This is a genomic window from Bradyrhizobium sp. (assembly GCF_027307225.1).
Taxonomy (GTDB): Bacteria; Pseudomonadota; Alphaproteobacteria; order Rhizobiales; family Xanthobacteraceae; genus Bradyrhizobium.
Genome location: NZ_DAHUXJ010000060.1, coordinates 1 through 20,898, shown reverse-complemented (window position 1 = coordinate 20,898; position 20,898 = coordinate 1). Strand labels below are relative to the sequence as shown.

29 protein-coding genes and 1 pseudogene are annotated in these 20,898 nt (G+C 59.3%); 28 read left to right on the top strand and 2 right to left on the bottom strand.

The annotated features are described in order from the left end of the window. The first annotated feature begins 163 nt into the window (after positions 1-163). The 15 genes from M6D32_RS10565 (at position 164) to M6D32_RS10495 (ending at position 8,225) form a co-directional block, all read left to right on the top strand. Entirely contained in the window at positions 164-475 is a 312-nt protein-coding gene (locus M6D32_RS10565; protein WP_298255847.1) for a hypothetical protein, read from the top strand. After that, a complete protein-coding gene (locus tag M6D32_RS10560) occupies positions 475-807 on the top strand; it encodes a hypothetical protein (RefSeq protein WP_298255846.1) in 333 nt (110 codons plus the stop codon). Before M6D32_RS10565 ends, M6D32_RS10560 begins: the two co-directional genes overlap by 1 nt. Next, positions 804-1,457, top strand: coding sequence for a hypothetical protein (locus M6D32_RS10555; RefSeq protein ID WP_298255845.1), 654 nt, complete (start codon positions 804-806; stop codon positions 1,455-1,457). The genes M6D32_RS10560 and M6D32_RS10555 overlap by 4 nt, the downstream gene beginning before the upstream one ends. Positions 1,458-1,478: 21 nt before the next feature. Next, complete coding sequence (locus tag M6D32_RS10550; RefSeq protein WP_298255844.1) at positions 1,479-1,898, top strand: hypothetical protein; 420 nt, start codon at positions 1,479-1,481, stop codon at positions 1,896-1,898. Positions 1,899-1,906: 8 nt separating this feature from the next. Then, positions 1,907-3,043: a hypothetical protein gene (locus M6D32_RS10545; RefSeq protein WP_298255843.1), complete on the top strand. Its 1,137-nt coding sequence runs from the start codon at positions 1,907-1,909 to the stop codon at positions 3,041-3,043. Between the two features lie 2 nt (positions 3,044-3,045). Then, positions 3,046-3,693 (top strand): hypothetical protein, encoded by a 648-nt coding sequence (locus M6D32_RS10540; protein ID WP_298255842.1) that lies wholly within the window; start codon positions 3,046-3,048, stop codon positions 3,691-3,693. Continuing rightward, positions 3,693-5,171 (top strand): hypothetical protein, encoded by a 1,479-nt coding sequence (locus M6D32_RS10535; protein ID WP_298255841.1) that lies wholly within the window; start codon positions 3,693-3,695, stop codon positions 5,169-5,171. Before M6D32_RS10540 ends, M6D32_RS10535 begins: the two co-directional genes overlap by 1 nt. 17 nt (positions 5,172-5,188) lie before the next feature. Next, entirely contained in the window at positions 5,189-5,482 is a 294-nt protein-coding gene (locus M6D32_RS10530) for a hypothetical protein (RefSeq protein ID WP_298255840.1), read from the top strand. A gap of 111 nt (positions 5,483-5,593) precedes the next feature. Next, complete coding sequence (locus M6D32_RS10525) at positions 5,594-5,833, top strand: hypothetical protein (RefSeq protein WP_298255839.1); 240 nt, start codon at positions 5,594-5,596, stop codon at positions 5,831-5,833. A 171-nt stretch (positions 5,834-6,004) separates the two neighbouring features. Further along, positions 6,005-6,355 (top strand): hypothetical protein, encoded by a 351-nt coding sequence (locus M6D32_RS10520; protein ID WP_298255838.1) that lies wholly within the window; start codon positions 6,005-6,007, stop codon positions 6,353-6,355. Between the two features lie 205 nt (positions 6,356-6,560). Continuing rightward, the gene (locus tag M6D32_RS10515) at positions 6,561-6,812 is read left to right on the top strand and encodes a hypothetical protein (RefSeq protein WP_298255837.1); all 252 of its coding nucleotides are present in this window, start codon (positions 6,561-6,563) and stop codon (positions 6,810-6,812) included. 17 nt (positions 6,813-6,829) lie between these two features. Further along, positions 6,830-7,036 (top strand): hypothetical protein, encoded by a 207-nt coding sequence (locus tag M6D32_RS10510; RefSeq protein WP_298255836.1) that lies wholly within the window; start codon positions 6,830-6,832, stop codon positions 7,034-7,036. A gap of 217 nt (positions 7,037-7,253) precedes the next feature. Continuing rightward, on the top strand, positions 7,254-7,577 hold the full coding sequence (locus M6D32_RS10505; protein ID WP_298255835.1) for a hypothetical protein: 324 nt from the start codon (positions 7,254-7,256) through the stop codon (positions 7,575-7,577). Positions 7,578-7,580: 3 nt separating this feature from the next. Further along, the gene (locus M6D32_RS10500; protein ID WP_298255834.1) at positions 7,581-7,883 is read left to right on the top strand and encodes a hypothetical protein; all 303 of its coding nucleotides are present in this window, start codon (positions 7,581-7,583) and stop codon (positions 7,881-7,883) included. Positions 7,884-7,886: 3 nt separating this feature from the next. Next, positions 7,887-8,225: a type II toxin-antitoxin system mRNA interferase toxin, RelE/StbE family gene (locus M6D32_RS10495; protein ID WP_298255833.1), complete on the top strand. Its 339-nt coding sequence runs from the start codon at positions 7,887-7,889 to the stop codon at positions 8,223-8,225. A gap of 9 nt (positions 8,226-8,234) precedes the next feature. Here the strand turns inward: M6D32_RS10495 and M6D32_RS10490 are convergent. Then, positions 8,235-9,156: pseudogene (locus M6D32_RS10490) on the bottom strand (IS1595 family transposase). A gap of 199 nt (positions 9,157-9,355) precedes the next feature. On the opposite strand from M6D32_RS10490, the gene M6D32_RS10485 reads away from it, so the two are divergent. Then, positions 9,356-9,829, top strand: coding sequence for a hypothetical protein (locus tag M6D32_RS10485; protein WP_298255832.1), 474 nt, complete (start codon positions 9,356-9,358; stop codon positions 9,827-9,829). Positions 9,830-10,018: 189 nt separating this feature from the next. Here M6D32_RS10485 and M6D32_RS10480 read toward each other — a convergent pair whose 3' ends face one another. Further along, on the bottom strand, positions 10,019-10,423 hold the full coding sequence (locus M6D32_RS10480; protein ID WP_298255831.1) for a hypothetical protein: 405 nt from the start codon (positions 10,421-10,423) through the stop codon (positions 10,019-10,021). Positions 10,424-10,619: 196 nt separating this feature from the next. Between M6D32_RS10480 and M6D32_RS10475 the strand changes: the two genes are divergently transcribed. The 12 genes from M6D32_RS10475 to M6D32_RS10420 all read left to right on the top strand — a co-directional run. After that, on the top strand, positions 10,620-10,934 hold the full coding sequence (locus tag M6D32_RS10475; protein ID WP_298255830.1) for a hypothetical protein: 315 nt from the start codon (positions 10,620-10,622) through the stop codon (positions 10,932-10,934). Positions 10,935-10,956: 22 nt separating this feature from the next. Beyond that, positions 10,957-11,808, top strand: coding sequence for a hypothetical protein (locus M6D32_RS10470; protein ID WP_298255829.1), 852 nt, complete (start codon positions 10,957-10,959; stop codon positions 11,806-11,808). Positions 11,809-12,452: 644 nt separating this feature from the next. Continuing rightward, positions 12,453-13,523 (top strand): tail fiber domain-containing protein, encoded by a 1,071-nt coding sequence (locus M6D32_RS10465; RefSeq protein WP_298255828.1) that lies wholly within the window; start codon positions 12,453-12,455, stop codon positions 13,521-13,523. 425 nt (positions 13,524-13,948) lie between these two features. Beyond that, entirely contained in the window at positions 13,949-14,395 is a 447-nt protein-coding gene (locus M6D32_RS10460; RefSeq protein WP_298255827.1) for a DUF4279 domain-containing protein, read from the top strand. 123 nt (positions 14,396-14,518) lie between these two features. After that, complete coding sequence (locus M6D32_RS10455; RefSeq protein WP_298255826.1) at positions 14,519-15,268, top strand: hypothetical protein; 750 nt, start codon at positions 14,519-14,521, stop codon at positions 15,266-15,268. Positions 15,269-15,437: 169 nt separating this feature from the next. After that, positions 15,438-16,373 carry a hypothetical protein gene (locus tag M6D32_RS10450; RefSeq protein WP_298255825.1) on the top strand — a complete coding sequence of 312 codons (936 nt, stop codon included), beginning with the start codon at positions 15,438-15,440 and terminating at the stop codon, positions 16,371-16,373. Between the two features lie 448 nt (positions 16,374-16,821). Then, positions 16,822-17,106, top strand: coding sequence for a hypothetical protein (locus M6D32_RS10445; protein WP_298255824.1), 285 nt, complete (start codon positions 16,822-16,824; stop codon positions 17,104-17,106). Positions 17,107-17,186: 80 nt separating this feature from the next. Beyond that, positions 17,187-18,395 (top strand): hypothetical protein, encoded by a 1,209-nt coding sequence (locus M6D32_RS10440; RefSeq protein ID WP_298255823.1) that lies wholly within the window; start codon positions 17,187-17,189, stop codon positions 18,393-18,395. Between the two features lie 704 nt (positions 18,396-19,099). Then, entirely contained in the window at positions 19,100-19,363 is a 264-nt protein-coding gene (locus M6D32_RS10435) for a hypothetical protein (protein WP_298255822.1), read from the top strand. Between the two features lie 27 nt (positions 19,364-19,390). Then, the gene (locus tag M6D32_RS10430) at positions 19,391-19,903 is read left to right on the top strand and encodes a hypothetical protein (protein ID WP_298255821.1); all 513 of its coding nucleotides are present in this window, start codon (positions 19,391-19,393) and stop codon (positions 19,901-19,903) included. Further along, positions 19,860-20,075, top strand: a complete 216-nt coding sequence (locus M6D32_RS10425) for a hypothetical protein (protein WP_298255820.1) — start codon at positions 19,860-19,862, stop codon at positions 20,073-20,075. Before M6D32_RS10430 ends, M6D32_RS10425 begins: the two co-directional genes overlap by 44 nt. A 74-nt stretch (positions 20,076-20,149) precedes the next feature. Beyond that, positions 20,150-20,898, top strand: a 749-nt coding sequence (locus M6D32_RS10420; protein ID WP_298255819.1) for a phage tail protein, incomplete at its 3' end; no start/stop codon positions are given.

Genomic DNA, 20,898 nt, shown 5'->3' with positions numbered 1-20,898 from the left:
TGCGGCGAATTTGAAGTTCCTATCGGGATTGCCGCCAGTTCTTCATAGGAACTTCAAATTCAAAGCCGCACTAGAATTGCAATATTGCTAGAGCTCCTTTGATTCCGAAGTTCGCATCAGAGGTTGCCGCGAGATCATGCGAACTTCGGAATCGGAGCTCTAGATGTCGTTCTTCCCCAAACAGCCGGCGTCGCGCGCCATGACGACGCAGACGATCGCCTTCAACGCCTCGGTCGCGATCACCAACAAATTCGGATCCGAGACGTATCAGGTTCGGCTGGCGGCCGACTCGGCCTGCTGCTACCGGATCGGCGACGGCCCGCAGACCGCAACGGTCGCCGACGTCTTCCTGCCGGCCAATACAATCGAACACGTCACCGTCAATCCCGGCCAGAGTATCTCGGCCATCGCGGCCGCCACCAACGGGCTCGTCACCTCGACGGCGGGTACGCTGTGGATCACGGAAATGTCGTGATGGACGGCGTTCTGATCCGCCCGCACCTCGACAGCAACGGCCGCGATCTGGCGATCGAGCACATCCAGGATGTTGAGCCGGTATTGCGCTGGAATCACGAGGCGCGCCGCGAAGAGCAGTCCAGTGACTGGGGACGGCACGTCGCGCGCATTCCCAATGTGATTTATGTCCGCTGGCTGCATGAGGAGCATGGCAGGGGCAACGCCGCCTTGCGGATGTTCTCCCCGGAGTTTGACTTGATCGTGCAGCGAAAGCTTGCCGATCCGGAGTGGGCCTATTTGCGAACCGATAGGCCAAAACTTCTGACGGGCTGGCCAGGAAAACAGACATGACCGAGATCGTCGACTACCCCTCGCTTCAAACCGCGGTGACCGAATATCTTGCGCGCGACCAGGACACCACGCTGATTGCTCGCATTCCGAGCTTCGTCCAGCTCGCCGAAGCCAAGTTCAACCGTCAGCTGTTCGTGCGCCAGATGGAGAGCCGGGCCATTGCGGTCGTGAATCTCACGTCAAGCGAGCCCGAGTTCATCGCTCTGCCGTCCGATTTCCAGTCGATGCGCCGCGTCCGCCTTTCCAGCGTGACCGGCAAGCCGGCGCTGGAGTTTCGCTCCGGATTGCAGATGGACGAATTCCGGTTCAGGAGCGCCGACGTGGTGGCGCAGCCGTATTACTTTACGGTGTTCGGCAACGAGATCGAGCTCGCGCCGACGCCGGACCAGGCCTACACGATCGAGATGGTCTATCGCGCCAACATTCCGCCGCTTGCGACCAACACCACCAACTGGCTGCTGACGCTCGCGCCCGATCTCTACCTCTACGGCGCGCTCCTGGAATCGGCGCCCTACATCAAGGAAGACGCGCGCATCCAGACCTGGGGCCTCGGCTTCACCAGCGCGATGAACGATCTGAACAATCTCGGCCTCACGTCGACCTTCAATGCCGGACCGATGACGGTGCGGATTTCGGGGCAAGTCATCTAAGTGATCTAGGAAGACCATCGCATGGCCTCATTCAACAAATTCAATTCGTTCGTCTCCGATCTCGCGCAGAAGGTCCACAACCTCAATTCCGATACGCTCAAGGTCCTGCTGTCGGACACGGCGCCGGTGGCAACCAACACGATCAAAAGCAATATCGGCGAGATCGCGGCCGGCAACGGCTATGCGGCGGGCGGCGCAAGCGCACCCTTGGTCTCCGGCAACGATACGTCCGGGACCTATAAGCTGATTCTTTCGCAAGTGTCGTGGACCGCGTCCGGCGGCGCGATCGCCCAGTTCCGCTATGCGGTGCTCTATAATTCGACCGCGCCGAGCGGCAACCTGATCGGCTGGTGGGACTACGGCGCCGAAGTCAATCTGACCAACGGCAATACCTTCACCGTTGCGCTCGATCAGACCAACGGCGTGTTGACGTTGCAGTAAGGCGCGACATGGCCGCATTCCTGGACAACTGCAAATTCACGCCGACCGCCGGTGGCACCGCCGATTGGACCTATTCAGCGGCCGTCACCGGTTATCAGTCGCCGAGCGCGGCTGGCGTCGCCAATGGCGTCAAATACAAGTATTTCGCCGTCAGCGCCGACCTTACCCAATGGGAAATCGGCGAAGGTGCTTACAACACCTCAACAAGCGTTCTCCCGCGCACAACGGTGCTCTACAATTCGAGCGGCACGGGAACGGCCAGCGGGCAAAGTGGGGCAGGATCAAAAATCAGCTTTAGCGCCGCGCCGAATGTTTCCGTCGTAGGTCTTGCGGAAGACCTTGTTTCGATTGAAGTCGCGAACGCCTTCACGGCGACGCAGCAGAACCAGGCGCAGAAAAATCTCGGCGTTCCCGCTATCATGCGAAGCTATCTCGCGGGTTTGACGCTTTCGACGGCGGGTTCTTCGGCTACGTTCTCGATTGCGGCGGGCATCGCTGCCGATGCGACCGCCGCCGACGTGATGACGCTTTCCGCGTCGATCTCGAAGACGACTTTGGCCTGGGCTTCCGGCTCCGGAAACGGCGGCTTGGATACGGGTACGATTGCCGCCTCCACGTGGTATCACGCTTACCTCATCAAAGACGTGACTACGCAAGCGGTTGACGTTCTCATATCGGTGTCCGCGTCGGCTCCCACCATGCCGGGCGGGTATACGTTGAAACGCCGCATCGGATCAATCAAAACAAATGGCTCGAGCCAGTGGATTTTGTTTCATCAGAACGGCGATGAATTTCTGTGGGATGCTGCACTTCAAGACGTCACGGGAAGTGCAAATCTCGGGACGAGCGCGTTACTTTCTACTCTGACCGTCCCAACGGGTGTCGAAGTCAACGCGATCATCGCGGCTGCCGCCGGCATCGGCGGAAGCTCGGTCACTGTTGCCATTACGTCACCTGATGCGGCGGATGCGGCTCCTTCCGGCCAATATGCCGAAATCGTCAGCGCATCGGGGGCGTTTGCGTCATGTCAAGTCAACGTCAGAACCAACACATCGGCGCAGATCAGGTCGCGATCATCGTTGGCGAACACGAATTATTTCGTGCTAACGCGAGGATGGATCGACCGCCGCGGCAGGGATAACTAACCGTGTCGGTTCTCGGCTTTGATGCGCTCGGCCATTTTCCACCAGGGCATCCGCCGGATCCTGCCCAGAGCGCTACGCTGACGGCTTCGCCGGGCGGCGTTGTGTTGGCCGTGCAGGCGAGCAGCTTCAGCCTTGGGATTGCAGCATCTGCACGCGCATTCGCGCTCTCAGGCGCCGGCGAAACGTTCGCCCTCGGCGAGGCGCCTGTTGCCGGCAGCTTCTCGCTTGGCGGCGTCTCCGCGACATTTGCGATGCGCGATCCCGTCACGGCCGGCAGCTTTGCCTTAGGCGGCCTGGCAACCACCGACATGATCGGCGATCGGGTCACCCCTTCCGGGTCCTTCGCGTTGACCGGCTTTGCAACGGCAATTTCCGTCAGCTTTGGCGCGCTGCCTGCGGCGTCCTTTGATCTGACAAGCCCCGGCGCATTGCTGGCGCGGGATTTCGTCAACTGGTTCGATCCGCAGATTCCGACTCCCTCGTGGAACGGCGAAGGGCCTCCTTCGCCATCCTGGACTGCGATCAATCCGCAAACGTCCTCCTGGAACGACTCGGCCGCACCGACGCCGGCCTGGTCGGCGGTCATGCCACCGCAGCCCAACTGGACGATCGATCCTGTCCAACAAATCTTGCCTCCGGTGTCCGAATAATGCCGCTCCTTGCTTCCGGCGATTATCGCCCCGACGTCAGCGACTACGAAGGGCAGGCGACGAAGAACATTCTCAACGTGCTGCCGCGCGGCGACGGCTACGGGCCGTTTCCTTCCTTCACGGCCTACACCTCGGCGTTGCCTTCGGCTTGCCGCGGCGCGTTCTATGCACTGAAATCCGATGGCACGGTGGTGACCTTCGCGGGAACCAGCAACAAGCTCTATCAGCTCAACGATACCAACTATAGCTGGGTCGACGTCTCGCTCGGTGGCGGCGCCTATGGCGCCTTGACCGCGACCGCGCAGTGGCAGTTCGCACAAACCGGCAACCTGGTCTTCGCTACGCAGGCCAACGCCGTGTTGCAGGTGTTTGACCTCACGGCGTCGACCACGTTCACCAATGCGCTCGGCTCGCCGCCGCAGGCGGCCTATATCAGCGTGGTCGGCCAGTTTCTCGTTCTTTCCGGATTGCTCTCGGCGCCGTATCGAATCCAGTGGTCGGGCCTCGACAGCTTCAATGCGTCGGCGAGCTGGACCAGCGGCATCAACTCGTCCGACTTCCAGGATTTTCCGGATGGCGGCATCGTGCGCGGCGTTGCCGGCGGCGAATCCGGCATCATCTTCCAGGACCTGGCGATCCGCAGCATGTCGTTCGTGCCGGGCTCGCCGATCATCTTTCAGATCGACCGCATCACCCAGGACAAGGGGCTGTTCGCGCCGTACTCGATCATCCGCGCGGCGGAGAAGATCTTCTTCTATGCGGGCCAGGGCTTTCACAAGATCGAGCCGGGTGGCGTGCCCGAGCCGATCGGCCGCGAGCGCGTCGATCGCACCTTCCTGGCCGATCTCGACAAGGGCAACCTGCAGCTCTTCATGGGTGCGGCCGACCCGCGCTCGACGCGGGTCTACTGGGCCTACAAGTCGGTCGCGGGATCGAGCGGCATCTACGACAAGATTTTGGGATATGATTTCCTGCTCGATCGCTTCTTCCCGATCGAAAGCACGGGCGAATACCTGCTCGGCATTTCGCAGACGGGCCTCACGCTGGAAAACCTCGATGCGCTCGCGCCAGGTGGGTCGCTGGATGCGATGACGCTGAGCCTCGATGCCTATGCCACCGCGGTGCAGCCGGAGATCGGGCAGTTCTCGAATACGCACGGGCTCGGTTTTTTTCGCGGCGATAATCTGGAAGCCACGATCGAAAGCGCCGAGCAGGGCACCGACGAAAACCGTATCACCATCCGCGGCTTTCGCCCGGTCACCGACGCCGCAACGCTGTTCGGCTCTGCTTCTTATCGCGACACCCAGGCCGTGCCGGCGACGGCGGGCGCCGAAGTGCCGCTGAACGCAAGAAGCGGCCGCTGCGACATGCGGCGCGACACGCGTTATTCGCGCTTTAGGGTCCGCATTCCGCAAGCGACGCCGTGGACGTTTTTCGCGGGCGTGGTGCCTGATATTGCAACGGGCGGCGCGCTGTGACCGCGTTCGTGCCTGGCATGGCCGAGACCGACCTGAAAAAGATCATTCTTGCGCTTCAGCAGCTTGCGGCGGGCCGCTCCAACGCGACCGGTACCGTCACGCTTGCCACGGGCGCCGCGACCACTACCGTAGCCGATCCGAATTGTGCCGCCGGCACCGTGCCGCTGCTTGTGCCGGCAAGCGCAAATGCGGCGACGGAAGTCGGCAACGGCACGATGTATGTTTCCAGCGTCGCCAACGGCGCGTTCACGATCTCTCATGCCAATTCGGCGACTGCAGGCCGCTTGTTTCTGTATGCGCTGCAGGGATGAGGACGAGCAAATGCGTATGCTGATGACGACATCTATTGCCTTCGCCCAGCGGGGATTTGCAGTCGATGGAATATCAACATATATAACCAAATGCATGGCGGGTGAGCTGTAATGGACAGGAAAGCCGCGACACAATTCAAAAGCCACATGGAGTCGGCGGTCAGGGAGCTGTCTCTGTCGCTCTTTCTCACGCAAGCGGTTGCTAGCGAGGAAGAATTCGTGACAATCAGACGATCGATCGGCCACGTCATGGCGGCGATCGAAGAAATGCTGCATGAGTCCATCTATCCGGATCATCCGGAGCTCAATGAACTGCCCAGAGATGACGACGGACCTTCATGTCCGTTGTGATCGGAGAGATTGTGCAAGCGAGTGGCCGCACGAGGGCTCGCTCAGCCTTCGCCGGCGAGTTCGTTACAGGTTCTTCTGTCAGCTTCGCAACGGCGCGCACACATCTTGATGCCCTCGAAGGCTGAACTCGTCTGCGTCGATCCCGCGCGCATTCAGGAGATTTGGTCGCACGTGCGGCCGCTGCTTGAGCTAGCCAGCCGCGCAACTTGCCTCAGCGCCTTCGCCGACTTCGAAGCGGATATTTTGGCAGGCCGCAGCCTGGTGTGGATCGCCTGGAACGGACGCGCGATCGAAGCGGCCGCCGCGACGAGCCTGATCAATTCCGACCTCGGCAGAGTCTGCGTCATCACGCTCTGCGCCGGGCGCGCCATGAAGCGGTGGCTGAAACTGGTCGATCGGATCGAGGCCTATGCGCGCGATGAAGGTTGCGGGCGCATCCGCATCTTCGGCCGCAAGGGCTGGCTGCGCGTGCTCGAGGGATACGAGGCGCGGCACGTGGTGATGGATAAGCTGCTTGTTTGAGTCGCTATGTTGACAATGTTCTTATTTTGTTCTATTCTCTCAGAGGTGGTGTAGGCAGGAAGGTGCAAGCGTCGACGATGGCCCGCGAAATCCTTCATGAGTTCAGCAGGCGCAACGCGAACTTCCGCAATTTTCCGGTATTATGGCGCAAACGCCACAAGAATTTTGAACGGTGCTTCCCATCTCCACCGCAAAGGAGATGGACATGCCGCACGGAAAGATACTTCCCTACCACGCCCTAAAAACGCTTGAGCAGCTCCACGGTGAGTTGGCCGGGAAGATCGAAGGCAACCGCAAGACGGGTGACAAGCTTCGACTCCAAATGATGCAGGTCGAAGCTGTCATGAAGATGCTGAATCCCGACGTGAACCTGAGCGCGATTGCCGTCAAGCGACGAAACCAGGGTAACCCGTGGTTCAAGCGTGGGACATTATATGGAGCCGTGCTGGAGTGCTGAGGACCGCTGAGAAGCCCATGACGGCGCGGGAGATGATGGCGGCTGTTCTGGACGGCAGAGAGCCCAGGGCCACCCGCGAGCAAGAGATAGACCTTCAGTCGGCGATCCTGTCGCTGATGCGGAATAGGTCGGGGAAGTTGGTTGAGGTGGTGTATCCTGCGTCAGGGACGGGGCCGGTGGGGTGGCGGCCGGCCGTCCAAATTGAAGAAAACCTCCTCAAATAGCCTCTATTTCCGACATTTTAGCCGGTCCGGCTAACGGATATTTCACCGCCCCTGTGGCACTTTTACTCTATCGCGGGGTTTCATGTGTGTTAAAAAAACCTAAATAAGGGGAACTGGATGCCGGACGGTCCACGAGGACAAGAGCGGCCCGCCAACGCTGTTGGCGCGTTTGCCTGCAACAGAACACTCCCTCAAATGCGTCGCAAGATTAGCCGCGATGTCTAAGAACAAGCACCGACCGCAGCCGATCCCTAATCGACAATCTGCACCTGTGCCGCCTCCCTCATCGACACCAACGATGCAGGTTAGTCTCGGCTATGACCCGAAGGGACCAGCCGAACCGATCGATATTGTGTCATCCAAAGACGGATGGAGCGAATTTACTTTGGCTGATGGCACAGTCATTCGCGCCAAGGCGGCCGTACTCGACGTGAAAAAGATGGTCGGACAATACAATGCTGAAGGCGACCCCATCTACGTGCTGCAACTGACCATGGTCAATCAGACGCGGATACCCGACAACCTTAAGAAGAAAGGTTGAACCATGAGCTTGGCGGTCAAAGAACGTGAAGCACCCGCTTGGCAGGTGTTTCCTGTCGTTGAGACCATCGCTGGATTTGGGAACGCTCAGAACTTGATGGCTTTTAGCGGTAACAATGCCTTCGTGACTGGTTCGAATTTAGTTTCCAACGCGACGATTGGTGTATCTCTAGGTGGCACCTATTTTGCGAGTATTGCTGAATATGATCCGGCCTTTGTTCAAAGCATACTCCAAGCAGATGCTGAGCCCCCGGAGGCCAGCCATAACAACGTTGTAGACATGTTGGACTGGCTCAACCGCGAATAATTAATGACGGAAGCACCCAAGCATAATGATGTAGCTTGGGTGCAAGCGGCTGGATTTAGAGACTCTTGGCGGAAAGTTAAGAGCGACGCTATCAGCGAAGCGATGACGACATTCGACCGCTGCAAACGGGCTGTTCCTCCCGACCCACTACCAGCGAAAATGAACGATCATAAGCTGGATGGCCCCCTAAGAGGTTTCATGGAATGTCATTTGGATGATGATGTCCTCCTGATTTATAAGCCGATGCCCGGCGGTGCCATTAAGCTTCTGCGAGTTTGCACCCACGCCGACCTTAAAGGTCCGAAGGCAAAGGTTCTGGCCAAGCAGTTGAAGCAGGGATAACGTCCTACTCTAGCTCTGAACGTGCCGCTGCCAGTAGCCGGTGAAGTCCACTGACTTGCCGCGCTTCAAAGCCAGCGCCGCAATCCGGTTCACCTGATCCCCGTTGGAGACGCGACGGTTATCTTCCGCCATGACGACTCTTGCGCGTACCAGAGAAGGTACGATCCAGCAATGTGGTGGTGGATGCCGATTTCAGCATGACGCAGGCGACTGAAATATTCTTCCGCCCAATTCGTGCATGCACCGTCGAGTGAATAGGCTTCCTGATGGTTGATGCGTTTGACTTCAAATCGTTCATGGAGGTTGTCCCACGATCCGGCTTCGTCGGCATGCAGCACCGTGCCCTTCGCAACGCGGGCACGAATGAATGAGGCTGCTTGGCTTTCGGAATTGAAAACCGCCGGGACGCAATTGCCGCCACGCTCACGGATCACAACGACAACCTTCCGCTTGCCGTTTTGGTTCTGGGCCAAACGACGGTCACGGCGGTATTCTTTCTGGTTGGCGGGCTTCACGTAGCCGCCAAAATAGCCACCATCCACCTCAGCCTCTTTGCCTTCGCCGCCGACAACGCGGCCCTTCATTTCCTCTGCCATCGCTTCCCGTAGCTTGTGCAGGAGGACGAAAGCGCACTTGTAAGAAACGTTCAGGTCGCGCGAGAGGGCCAAAGCGGACTTGCCCTTCACTTCGTTGCAGAAGATCGCGATGGCCGCGAGATAGCAGCGCAGTGGCAGCTTCGCGCTGGCGAACAGTGTTCCGGCAATGATGCTGAAAAATCCTTCTTGCAGCCCTTGCAACGGAATCGAGGTGCGCCTTTGAGGCGGCGGCAATCATAAGCATCGAGGCTGCCACAGTGCGGGCAGATCGGCTCGCCGTTCGTTTCAGACCAGCGAATTGCCCAAAACCTGGCTTCCGCTTCCGCGTCCTTCATCGTCAAAACGGTCGCCAGAGAAAGCGTTTTTGGCGGACCGGGAAAAGGAGGAAATGCCCGACCACCAGCGGAATCCACGAAGCCGACGGAAGGCCCACCCCCAGTAGAACCCTCTTGGATAAATCCCAGCGACATCGCGAAATCGGCTGGGATTGGTATGGTCAGGGGGACGACAAACGCGGTTGGCTTGATTCCAGATATGGCCACCGGATTCGGTTATTTTCCGAAAAATTTTCTGCCTAATCTGCTTTTGCGGACGGCCGGGCTTCCTCAAATCCCCGCCGGTCAACCAGATGTCATCAAACCGTTGACCTCAGGTGAACTCCAACGCTGGTCGAAGAATTTCGTCGATTATCAACCTCAAACAAGATTGGGGCGTTACGCCGAGACGATCGGAGAGATGACACCAATGGTGTTGGGCGGAGAAGGCGTCGCTGCTGTTCGTGGCGCGTTTCGTGGCGCACAGGCGATGGGAGCAGTGCTGCGCGAACTTCCTGCGACGGTGGCCAAGCACGCTGTCGCTCCTGGTGTGGCTGTCCAGGGATTGGAGGAAGCGCTACCGGACAGCAACGCGGGGCCGACACTCCAGAAGCTTTATCCTTTGGCTCGTCGCGCAGTCCCTCCTGCATTGGCAGCTTATCGATATCTCGGAAAACGTGTCGTGGAGCAATGAAAGTTTCGACGCGTGCAAGCGGTCCAGTGCCGCCCATTTGAAGTTCCTGCACCACAAGCGGCGAATTCTGTTCAGGAACTTCAAATAGAAAAGCGGCACTAGAATCAATAAGTCTGTGAGTAGCCCATAGCTTTCCGAAGTCCGTGAAAGGTCGTGCTGAGTTGTGACACGGACTTCGGAAAGTGGGCACTAGCCATGATGATGATAAAAGAGCGATTTCAAGATGGGACCGAGGATTTCGCGAACGGCCTTTGCCGCGGGCCATCGCGCTTCAGCGGCCGCAAATAGTGCATCATAAATCAGGAAGGCGGAGAGCAGCCAGAGCCACCCTGTGGCGCCGACGATCAATACGCGCGCGAGAGATGGATCGAAGTCGGGCGAAAGGGCGAGGAAAAGCACAAGACCGGGCGGCGCTCCGAAAAAAAACACGATACTTGCCGCGGTCGACCAGCGAAGCCGCCGCCGTCGCTTGATGTCATCGGCTGAAGGATCTGGCCTTTGCTGTGGAGATCGGTCGCTGTCCATTCTTTTTCGTCGTTGCTGCTCGTCATCATCCCCAGCACGATAGCACGAAAAATAAGAACTCCAGGCCATCGAGAACCGTTCCGAGGACGGACCAACTCTCTTTCAGAACCGACGATTTGGCCCAGAATGCAAGCAGCGTCCGAATCCAGATAGCAAAGCCGCTGACATGAACCAATGGATAACCTGGGTTTCCGGCGTCACGGCTGAAAACACGACGATGAAGACGATCGGCCGACCGATCAACCAAACGAGATGAGTTCGGAGCGTGGCGCGCCTGGTTCATCTCTGCCGGTCACGAGCGTGTTGCGGCAGTTGCCTGATCGATTCCGATCTCGGCAAGGTCTGCGTCATCACGCTCTGCGCCGGGCGCGCCATGAAGCGGTGGCTGAAACTGGTCGATCGGATCGAGGCCTATGCGCGCGATGAAGGTTGCGGGCGCGTCCACATCTTCGGCCGCAAGGGCTGGCTGCGCGTGCTTGAGGGATACGAGGCGCGGCATGTGGTGATGGATAAGCTGCTCGTTTCGGTCGCTATGTTGACAATGTTCTTCTTTTGTTCTATTCGCTTTGAGGTGGTGTAAATGGGAAGTGCAGGCGTCGACGATGGCCGGCCGGAAGCTCCGTGAGCGTCGCAAGCGCGCGATCTTCAATATCCGCTCGTTCGCTTCGTGCCTTCTTTGCGCGCTGGTTTACCTGAGCAGCTACTCGGACGCCGCACAGGCCGACGACACCGACTTCGCTCGTTATTATCGAGCCGCCGAATTCTGCAGTGGCCATGTGAAACGCCCGCTCGGGTTGGACCTCGACCAGCGCGTTCTATGCTTCGACGGATTGCTCACTCCGGACGTCGATATTTCCCTGGCCGAAGGGCTCATGCCGAACGGCCTTTTTGTTATCCGAAGCCCAGGCGGAGACATATCTGTAGCCGCGGCGCTGGCCGATATTCTTCAGGACCGGAATGCAACCGTGGTCGTCTATGACTACTGTTTCTCCGCCTGTGCGAGTTATCTGCTGTTGGCTTCTCGCGAGGCCTTCGTCCTCAGGAATACCCTGGTCGCGTGGCACTACACGGTCGATCCGCGCTGGTGCCCGTCATTGGTTGCAACAAAGGACGGGGGACCCGAGCGCCTCGAAAAATCGCCGTGCCCTGACGCACCATCCGGCGTTCGTAATGGCGACAAAGGTCGTCGGGACATGAATGTGGGATTCTATTCAGGCAGGGCTATTGATCCGCTGTTTGACGACCCGCCGGAGAGCTTCACCATCAGAAAAATCCTGACGGGGATGTTTCAGGAAACGGGAAAATATCCCGACGTCATGTGGACGTGGAACCCGCGATATTACGCGAATGCGCTAAGAACGAAGGTCACTTACGAGGCCTATCCGCAAAGTCAGGACGAAGTTGACGCAATGGTGGCGCGACTCCACACGGACCGAGTGATTTACGATCCTTAGCGGATAATCATAATTGAAGCCGGTCATCGAACTCTGGTCCAGCCGGGCAGGTAACGCCGGCGCGAATACTCGTGGCTTTGATCGCGAACGATTCGTTTCTCAAAAAATCAGGTCTGTAAGCATGACATCCTCATTCCGAGATGATTCCTATCGGCCGCCAAATTTTGGGATTGAAGGGGCATCACCCAGCTATCGACCCTGGTGGATCCCCCGACAAATGCCGCCAATAATTCCCGCGCCGTCACCGGCCCCATGGCCATCTCCAACATTTCCAGGGGGACAACGCCCGTTTCCCGCTCCTTTACCGGCTCCGCAAAAAATCCCGGCAAACGGAGTAGATCCCGCTTCCCAGGGCGGCTTACTCGGGCGATTGTTTGCTGCGCTCGCTGAACAAGCGAGAGGCGCTCCCGACATATATGAGAATGGCAACGGAAGTCCCGCTCGCGCGGCCGAGACTGACGCGACTCCGCAAGAAGCACATGACAGCCAAGAGGACGCGGTTCGAATCCTTGGCCGTCGTGTGGTCCGCTACTAGCCACTCGAGAGTAATCGAAACTCATCGATATTGAAGCCACGCGAGTGTGGCTCGGCCGCCGCATTTCCCCGAAAAACTCACTGTCTTGATTAAAAAAGGAACCCACGCCATGGGTGGTCAATCCACGACGTCGCAAACGCAGCAATCGCAAACCGCGCCCTGGCAGGCGGCGCAGCCGGATCTGACAAGCATTCTGGGGCAGCTCAATCCGCTGATTTCGAACAGCGGGCTGACGCCGACTGAAAGCGGCGCAATCAATCAGCTCTCGCAGAACGCCGCGCAGGGCAATCCGTTCACCGGGCAGATCACGGGGCTCGCCAGCAATCTCCTGAACGGCGGCAACGCGACGGCGCAGGCGCCAAACCTGCAAGGCGGCCTATCGACCTTGCAGAGCCAGCTCACGCCATTCGCCAACGGCAGCATGGTCGGCAACGATCCCGCGTTGCAGGCCCAGCTCGCGCAGATCGCCAGCGACACGACGAACCAGGTCAATGGCCAGTTTGCCGCGGCGGGCCGCGAGTTCTCCGGCGCCAACCAGCAGGCGCTTGCCCGCGGCATCGCGCAAGGCGAGGCGCCTGTGATCGCCTCGCAATATAACCAGGATGTCGCCAACCAGCTGAATGCGGCGAACTCGCTATTTGGCGCGCAGAACACGGCCAGCAGCGCGCTCTCCGGATTGAACCAGCAGGCGCTCGCGAACCAGCTCCAGGGCGCGTCGAGCGCGCAGGATGCGCTGAACGCGCAGAACTATGCGCCGCAGCAGCAACTGGCGCTGGCGCAACTCGCGCAAAGCATTCCGGCACAGAACCTGCAATTGCTCGCGCAGATCGGCGTGCCGATTGCGGGGCTCGGTACCCAATCGAACAGCAATACGCAGGGCACGCAGGATATGTCCGGCGCCCAGCAATTCGGCACGATCGCAAGTGGCCTCGGCGCGCTTGCCAAATTTCTGCCTTCCGACGCACGCCTGAAGGAAGACATCGCGCCGGTCGGTGCGCTGTTCGACGGCACGCCGGTCTATGGCTATCGCTACAGGGGCGCGCACGCCTATCACATCGGGCTTCTGGCGCAGGACGTCGAGAAGACGGCGCCGCATGCCGTGATCGAGATCGGTGGCTACAAGGCCGTCGATTACCGCGCCGCGACCGAAGCCTCGCGCGAACTCAACGGCGTGGCTTAAAGGAATTCACGACAATGGGATTGTTGGACGGCTTCGTTCCGCAAGGCTTTGCGGATCGCGGCGAACGATCGGCCGTCGCTTGGAGGGTTCTCTGGAGCCGGGGCGCTATTAGGACTGGGCCTCGGTGCGCTTATCCTCAACAACGCCAGGAAAACTGAAGAGCCAGGAAGTGAAGAAGAGAGCGTTGGCCAGCCGGCAAGCCGCCCGCCCGCCGGTTCTCTTCCGATCGATCAGACGCCTTGGTCCGGCGATCATACCGAGATAAAAGGAGCGATAGAGTCCAAAGGTCCTGATCGTGTACGCATATCGCCCAAGGGATATGTCTGGGGACAAAATCCGGATGGCAGCTGGACCAATCACGGACCCGCGGGCAGTTTCACCGGATCGGGCAAGCCGAGCGGACAGCGAGGAAAGGATCGCAGTCGATGGAAGTAGATGATGACAACTATTTCGCATCGAACGAGACGCTTCGATACAACGTTCGATTTATTATTAGGCATCCGGCCATCGATCCCGATGTCATCACGCGAACGTTGCAAATCGAGCCGACGCGCGCGGCGATGGTGGGCTCCTTCATGAAAACTCCGAAGGGCGAAACGCTTCAGGGGCGTCACCGGGATAGTGTGTGGAGCTGCACGCTTCGTCTTGCGAGAAATAGATTCTTTTTTCGCGAAGTGGTCGACCTGATCGAGAAGCTTGAGCCGCACAAGGCCTTTCTGGTCGACCTGATAGAAAGCGGCGGCGAGGCATCGGTGAACATCGATCTGCCGGGCGATACGAACATCGGCGATATTCTGCCGTGGCGCGAGGTGGCCCGCCTTGGCGCCTTGAGAATCGAACTCGGTATCGAAGTGTTTCCGGAGTTCAACTGACGTCGAGAGATAGTCGGAAACTTCAGCCGTGAACCGCCGAGCGCCATTTTGCGGTGACGGCGAAGCGCTCGTCATTTTCCCAGCTTGAGTAAACGAGTATCGCAAGGAGGGAGTCCGCAAGACATGGGCTTGTTCGACGATTATTTCGACCCGGATCAATTCCAGGATAGCGGCGGCTTGTACGGGCGCCTGCTTTCGGTGCGCCCGGATTTGGCTTTTCAGTCGAGCAGCGGCGCCGACGCGCCGAACTCGTTTGATGGGTCGGCGCTGCCGGCGCCGCAGACCTCGTTCTCACCCGCTGCCGCGCAGCCGGCGCTCGATGCCACGCAAGCTTCTTCTGCCGGGGCCGCGTCAGCGCCTGATCCAACGCAAAATTCTCTAAGCTCCGCCAATTTGCAGAGTTCGCCTTCCGCCGATGCGAATGTTTCTCAAGCGCCGTCGACGTTCGATTTCGGTGCGCACTTGAACGCAGCCTTTCAGAAATGGGCACAAACCCCGGTTGGAAATCCCTTTGCAGCGCTCGCCAACGGGATCACCGGATTCAACACCGTGCAGCCGACGGATACCTCGTTCATCGGGCCGCCCGCGCCGCCGCCAGCGCAGATGCCCGATTTCGGCGATCGCCTTGGTGCCGCTCTTCAAAGCTGGGCGCAAACCCCGGCCGGAAGCCCCTTTGCAGGGCTCGCCAATGGCATCAACGGTTTCAACACCGGGCAAATGAGTGTTGCGCCTGCGGCGACAACGGCCCAAACGCAGGATCCAGACGATCGTTCGAGCGCCCCAGCTCAAAGAGCGCCGACTGCGCCCGCCGCAAATCCAAATGCGCAGATGCTGCTGCGGCGGCCACCGGGCCTGCGAAAGTGGCCGCGCTAATCAGGAGCCGCCACAAAGAAACCTGCTTCGAGCGACGGGCTATTGATGTCGCCGGGCTTCGGGCCGAAAAACATCCCGGAAAGGCGCGTCGCGTCATAAAGAAGCCAGTTGACAGTGTTCTTGATTTGTTCTAGTTGCCTCCTGTAGTTGTGTCAAACGGGCCATCGCGATGTCGCCTGAATCTTCTCAACGCGAAATCCGCGCAAATGATAGGCGCACTTTCGTCTCACGCATCGCGCATTTTGCAGCCTTCAGGTTTGTGATGCTTCTTACGCTCGCTGTTGCATGCGTGGGACTATCGCACGCCCAGACATCGCCAGACGCGCAGGCGCAGACGTCAACATCGCAAAACGCGCAGCCTTCCCAAGGTCAGCCGTCGGAGGCCGAGAAGGCGCGCTACGCGGACGCGCTGGCCTATTGTCGAGGAAATACTCCTTCCGCAATCGCGTTACGTAATGACAAGCGGGTGTTGTGTATCAACGGCTGGATTTTCACCTCGTTCGACTTCTGGCCTGTTTATGGCCTGGCGCAGGGTGGCTTTGTTGTCGTTCGCATTTGGGGCGGAGAGATAGCCACGACCATCAAGCTTGCTGACCTGATTCGGAGCAAGCAGGCGACCGTTGTGATCAACGGTTACTGTCTTGCCGATTGCGCCAGCTATCTCTTTGTCGCCTCTTTGAGGACGTTCGTGCCCAAGGATTCTTTGGTCGCTTGGAGCATTGTCAATGATGCGAATGAATGCGTGCGATTCTCGGAAACCACAGACCGCAGTGCTCCGCGCCTCGACATCGCGCCATGTACCGGTGTCAATGGCTACGGCCGCCCCAATGAATATCTCAACCAGCTCAAGCATAAATTCTATGAAGGTAGGGTACTTGCTCAATTCCGAGACCCACCGGAAAGCTTGATGGTCAGAAGGATGCTGAAGCACAAATTCGACGGGATGGGAGAATATCCGTCGGTCTATTGGACCTGGAATCCAAGATTCTATGCCAGTGTGATCAGGACGAAGGTTTTCTACGAAGACTATCCCCAAAGTCAGAGTGAACTCGACGACATGGTGACGCAGTTGAAGTTGCCATGGTCGGTCATCTACGACCCCTAGTACCGCCGATCTGAAGTCCCTGCACCAGGTGCGGCGAATTCGATCAGGGACTTCAGATCGATAAAAGCGGTACTAGAATCAATAAGTTTGCTTGTGCCCATGACTTTCCGAAGTTCGTGAAGGGTGGGCGCTGCGATGGAGCACCAACTTCGGAAAGTGGGCGCTAGGTTCCGACGCACGTTTCGCATCTTGGTCAGGCCAGATGCTTGCGATTCTGTCAGCACAGGTCGGCAATAAGTCCAAAGAAAAGTTGTAACCACAACCGGCTCTCGAACGAGTGCCCGGTGACAGCGCTACTTCCTATCCAGCAACGAGAGAAACTATGACTGCTCGATTCAAAGATGACTCATATCAACTTCCCAATTGGGGTTTTGATGGGCTCGTTCCTAAAGAGCCAGATCCGTTGGAAGGATGGAAGCCGCCTCTGCCAGATTGGCCTCCTCGAACCGTGCCAACCCCATTGTGGGTCGATCCCCGTGGTATCCCTTCGCTTCAATATCTTCTTCCTCGGCCATCCCCAAAGCCTGGATCATCGCTTGCGCCAAGTCTAGGTGAAGGCGTCAATCCTCCCGCCGACGCGACGGCAAACTGGCTCCAGTCCTATTACGATCAGAACTTTGCCCAGCAAGGCAGTCCGCAGCCCGACAACGACATCGGTCCGACCGTGCAGGACGATGCCTCGCAGCCGGAAGTGCCGGTGCGGCGGTTGGGACGGCGAACCTATCGCTCGTAACGCCGGCGATGACGCACGTCATCGCGGATGCCGATGCGCCACCGCGCAAACCAGAATGAATAGCGACAGGAGTGTCAGATTTGGCCGATGAATCCGATGCCGGCTTGACCGGTGCGGCCTTTGAGCTCGCCAATGCCGGCTACGCGGCGATGTCCGATCCGAACAAAAAGAACGAAGACGAGGCGATCGGCGGTGATGCGGCCTCGCTGCGCGAGGCGGCGGAACAGCGCGGTGCACCGCGTGAAGTGAACGTGCGGGAATATATCGGCCCTGACGGCAAGCCCGTGGCGCCGACGGAGGCAGTCACGCTGGAGCGCGCCGCGCGCGATTATGCGGCCGCGACTTCCGCTGAGCGCCTGCACGCTGAAAATCAAACAAGCGAGGCACTCGCTGCGCGGGTCGACGCGCTGCGCGCCGAGGCAATGGCGAAGGATCCTGATGCGGCAGAGCTTTTCGGGTTTGAGGTGCCGCAAGCGACCGGCAAGTCCGAGGCGAACAAGTCCAGACCCGAAACGCCGACAGGTCCGCAAGCCAACGCCGATAGCGCCGTTTCCGTCGAAGGGCTCGACCCGGAGCTCGCAAAGGCGCTGCAACATCCGCAAGTCGCGCAAGCGATCGAAGAGCGGCTGGGCGAGACGGAAAAGGTCCGGCAAGACTATATCAGCGCGCTGGCATCCGCCCGGCAACTTGCGCAGATGAGCATTTTGAGCCAGATCCCGGAACTGGTCGGGCTTCCGCCTGATAACGTGCCGGCTGCGTTTGCAGACATCGCGCGCCGGGACCCCGCGCGCTTCGCACGCGTTCAAGCCCTGATCGCCGGCACCCAGCAGATGTTCGCGCAGCAGCAACAGGAACACCGCCGCAGCGCGGAAATCGCGCGGCAAAACTTTTCGGCGCACGCAAGCGCGGAGGACACGCGTTTTGATGCGATGCTGAAGGGTGAGCCGAGGGCGACGCAGCAAGCGGTCACCGCGGAGGTTTTTGCCGCCGCCAGGGAAAGCGGCGTCGAGCCCGCCGAATTCGTCAGGCTGTTCAACACCGAGCCTTTGATGCGCAACGCCGCGTTCCAGAAGATGATGTATGAGGCAGGAAAATTTCGTCTCATGACGAAATCCCGCAACGCTGCCGCCACGAAGGCGCTTCCGCAAGTCGTTCGGCCCGGCATGGCCCGCACGACGGCCGAGCGCAACCAGGCCGACTTGCGCACACTCAGTGCGAAGCTCTCCAGCTCCGGCGACATCAGGGACGCGGTTGCACTTTACAACGCGCGCAAATCGAGCCGGCGATAAGCCGCGTGCCCGTCGAGCCGACCGCGAGGCGAAACTGATAGGAACTTCAAATTCACCGCACTAGTGTCGGCGTCGCTACTCCCGGAGGTTGTATTCGTGTCTCTCCTGCGCGCCACGTGCGGTTTTCTCCTTATAGCATTCTGCCTTTTGTCGAGCGCAAGCGCTTCCGCTGCCGACTACAGGGTTTCCTACGCGATCGATGCCGGGGACACCAACGACGCCGGCACGGTGACGTGCGATGAGCAATCCGACTGCAAGATCGAACTGAAGAAGCAGAATTTTACGATCACTTTGCGACCATTTGGTCGGAGTTATCGAAGTGCTTCGACCATTCGGATTGCGGGAGATTCGAGCCGATGGGGTTGCTGCTATTTCGCGGATGGCGCGGATCACGTTGTGCGCCATTTGACCGAGTCTCAGATCCGTCTAGGCATCTATGTCGGACGACGGGGCCGGAACTACCCGAGGAGAACCAGCGAATATCTCGTCAACGAGCCCCTCGGACTTTTATATCTCCGAATTCTGGACGTGGATTGAATACTTGGTCCGCCGACGCAACGCTAATTCAGCAATTCCACTCTGACGATCGGCCGCGGACGCGGCGTTGAGCCTGTCGCGTATCCACGACTTTTGACACGCGTTCCCAACACCGATTTAGCTCGAAACGTTCTCGAAGTTTTGGTCAATAATCGCCGGAGTTCTCGATGGAAGACGATCGCAATTTCATTGAACGCGCGGAATCCGAGACGCAAAAGCTCTACGGCGAGCCAATGTCGGTCGAGGACATGGCCGATGATTTCGCCCTCTACGGCCTGAAGAAGCGCGCAGCCGCGCTGGAAAATCTCGATAGTGATCTGCGCGGTGAGATCGGCTCGGGCGCGCATTCGCTGCGTCGTCACGCACGGCTGATCGGCCTGCGCCAGAAGATGAGCGACGTGCACGAAGCGCTGCGCAAAGCCAAGAGATAAACGCAAAGCGAACAAGAGAATATTCGATTGACCACCAATCCGGTGCTGGCGGCGCTCGCCCAGGCTCGCTTGCGCGCTGCGCCGGTGTTCGCCCGCTGGTGCGAGACGAACGGCGCCAGCTTTTGTCCGGCACACCCCGCGACAGTCGCAAAGTTCGTCAGCGATTGCGGATCGCTCGGTATCGCGCGGCTCTGGCCGGCGGTGCAGGACATTTCCAAAATGCATGTGACGCTCGGCCTGGCCGATCCCACACTCGGCGCTGCGGTGGCTGCCGCGATCAGTGAGGTCGCCGGCTTCGCAGCGCCTCGCGCCTGGCCGGAATATTTCAAGCAGCGGTTCAAGTCGCTGCCTTACGACGTGCAGCTCTTTATCGTCGAGCACGAAGCGGGCCGTGAGAAGGCGCTGCGGCGCGCGCAGAACGAAGCGGCCGCCCTTCGCCGAAAGCTGGCCGAAGTGCAAAAGCCGCGATCTGAAACCAAGGCAGGAATACAGGCTGATGAAGTCAAAGGAAGCAACGCAGACATCAAATCTTCCGCTTGAGGAGCGCATCAAGCAGCTGCGGGCCGAGATCGATGGCGTGATCGATGCGAAGACGGCGGCGGTAGCGAGGGAGAATCCCGGCGTTCCCGCGGGCGTCATCCGCAATCTCCTGACCGCGCGCGCGGGTGCTTGTGCGTGCTCGCAATATCTCGAGTTGGCGCGCGCTGAGTAGACGCGCCTTCTTTACAATCCCACGCAGGAGACGGCGGCGGAGAGGGCCGCCGTTTTGATTTAGGAGCAGCAGGAATGACACTCTATAAGTGGTCGCAGACGGCTTCAGCCGACGCAAACGCCGACCCGACCATCAACTGGGCCGAAGGGCAGGCGCCTTCGAGCGTGAACGATTCCGCGCGCGCCATGATGTCGGCGACCGCCAAATACCGCGACGACATCGCCGGCGCCATTGTGACGGCGGGTACATCGACGGCCTATGCGGTCTCGAGCTTTCAGGTGTTCGACACGCTTGCCGATCTCAACGGACAGATGATCGCCTTTACGCCGCACGCGACCAACGGTGCCACGGTGACGCTGAACGTGGATTCTCTGGGTGCGAAGCCGTTGCGTTCGGCGCCGAATGTGGAACTGCCCGCCGGCGTGATCATCCAGGGGACGCCCTACAGAGCGACCTATAACAGCACGGACGGGGCTTTCTACCTGCAGGGGTTTTTCGGCAGCCCCTACAATATTCCGATCGGGGCCGGGATCGATTTCTGGGGCACGACCGCGCCGAACAGCTCTTTCGCATTTCCCTATGGCCAGGCGATCTCGCGTACGACTTACGCGGCGCTGTTCGCGATCGTTGGAACGGCCTACGGCAGCGGCGACGGATCCACGACATTCAATCTTCCCGACAAGCGCGGACGGATCTCGGTGGCGCTCGACACCATGGGCGGCACCGCAGCCGGCCGGGTCACGTCAGCATCCGGGGGAATCGACGGCACAACCGCCGGCGCGACGGGCGGCGGGCAGACTTACACGATGCAGCGCTCGGATCT

Excerpts from the sequence above, each read along its gene's own strand:
- M6D32_RS10565 (WP_298255847.1), top strand. The coding sequence starts at position 164 with ATGTCGTTCTTCCCCAAACAGCCGGCGTCGCGCGCCATGACGACGCAG.
- M6D32_RS10560 (WP_298255846.1), top strand. The coding sequence starts at position 475 with ATGGACGGCGTTCTGATCCGCCCGCACCTCGACAGCAACGGCCGCGAT.
- M6D32_RS10555 (WP_298255845.1), top strand. The coding sequence starts at position 804 with ATGACCGAGATCGTCGACTACCCCTCGCTTCAAACCGCGGTGACCGAA.
- M6D32_RS10550 (WP_298255844.1), top strand. The coding sequence starts at position 1,479 with ATGGCCTCATTCAACAAATTCAATTCGTTCGTCTCCGATCTCGCGCAG.
- M6D32_RS10545 (WP_298255843.1), top strand. The coding sequence starts at position 1,907 with ATGGCCGCATTCCTGGACAACTGCAAATTCACGCCGACCGCCGGTGGC.
- M6D32_RS10535 (WP_298255841.1), top strand. The coding sequence starts at position 3,693 with ATGCCGCTCCTTGCTTCCGGCGATTATCGCCCCGACGTCAGCGACTAC.
- M6D32_RS10530 (WP_298255840.1), top strand. The coding sequence starts at position 5,189 with ATGGCCGAGACCGACCTGAAAAAGATCATTCTTGCGCTTCAGCAGCTT.
- M6D32_RS10525 (WP_298255839.1), top strand. The coding sequence starts at position 5,594 with ATGGACAGGAAAGCCGCGACACAATTCAAAAGCCACATGGAGTCGGCG.
- M6D32_RS10515 (WP_298255837.1), top strand. The coding sequence starts at position 6,561 with ATGCCGCACGGAAAGATACTTCCCTACCACGCCCTAAAAACGCTTGAG.
- M6D32_RS10510 (WP_298255836.1), top strand. The coding sequence starts at position 6,830 with ATGACGGCGCGGGAGATGATGGCGGCTGTTCTGGACGGCAGAGAGCCC.
- M6D32_RS10505 (WP_298255835.1), top strand. The coding sequence starts at position 7,254 with ATGTCTAAGAACAAGCACCGACCGCAGCCGATCCCTAATCGACAATCT.
- M6D32_RS10500 (WP_298255834.1), top strand. The coding sequence starts at position 7,581 with ATGAGCTTGGCGGTCAAAGAACGTGAAGCACCCGCTTGGCAGGTGTTT.
- M6D32_RS10495 (WP_298255833.1), top strand. The coding sequence starts at position 7,887 with ATGACGGAAGCACCCAAGCATAATGATGTAGCTTGGGTGCAAGCGGCT.
- M6D32_RS10485 (WP_298255832.1), top strand. The coding sequence starts at position 9,356 with ATGGCCACCGGATTCGGTTATTTTCCGAAAAATTTTCTGCCTAATCTG.
- M6D32_RS10480 (WP_298255831.1), bottom strand. The coding sequence starts at position 10,423 with ATGGCCTGGAGTTCTTATTTTTCGTGCTATCGTGCTGGGGATGATGAC.
- M6D32_RS10470 (WP_298255829.1), top strand. The coding sequence starts at position 10,957 with ATGGCCGGCCGGAAGCTCCGTGAGCGTCGCAAGCGCGCGATCTTCAAT.
- M6D32_RS10465 (WP_298255828.1), top strand. The coding sequence starts at position 12,453 with ATGGGTGGTCAATCCACGACGTCGCAAACGCAGCAATCGCAAACCGCG.
- M6D32_RS10460 (WP_298255827.1), top strand. The coding sequence starts at position 13,949 with ATGGAAGTAGATGATGACAACTATTTCGCATCGAACGAGACGCTTCGA.
- M6D32_RS10455 (WP_298255826.1), top strand. The coding sequence starts at position 14,519 with ATGGGCTTGTTCGACGATTATTTCGACCCGGATCAATTCCAGGATAGC.
- M6D32_RS10450 (WP_298255825.1), top strand. The coding sequence starts at position 15,438 with ATGTCGCCTGAATCTTCTCAACGCGAAATCCGCGCAAATGATAGGCGC.
- M6D32_RS10435 (WP_298255822.1), top strand. The coding sequence starts at position 19,100 with ATGGAAGACGATCGCAATTTCATTGAACGCGCGGAATCCGAGACGCAA.
- M6D32_RS10425 (WP_298255820.1), top strand. The coding sequence starts at position 19,860 with ATGAAGTCAAAGGAAGCAACGCAGACATCAAATCTTCCGCTTGAGGAG.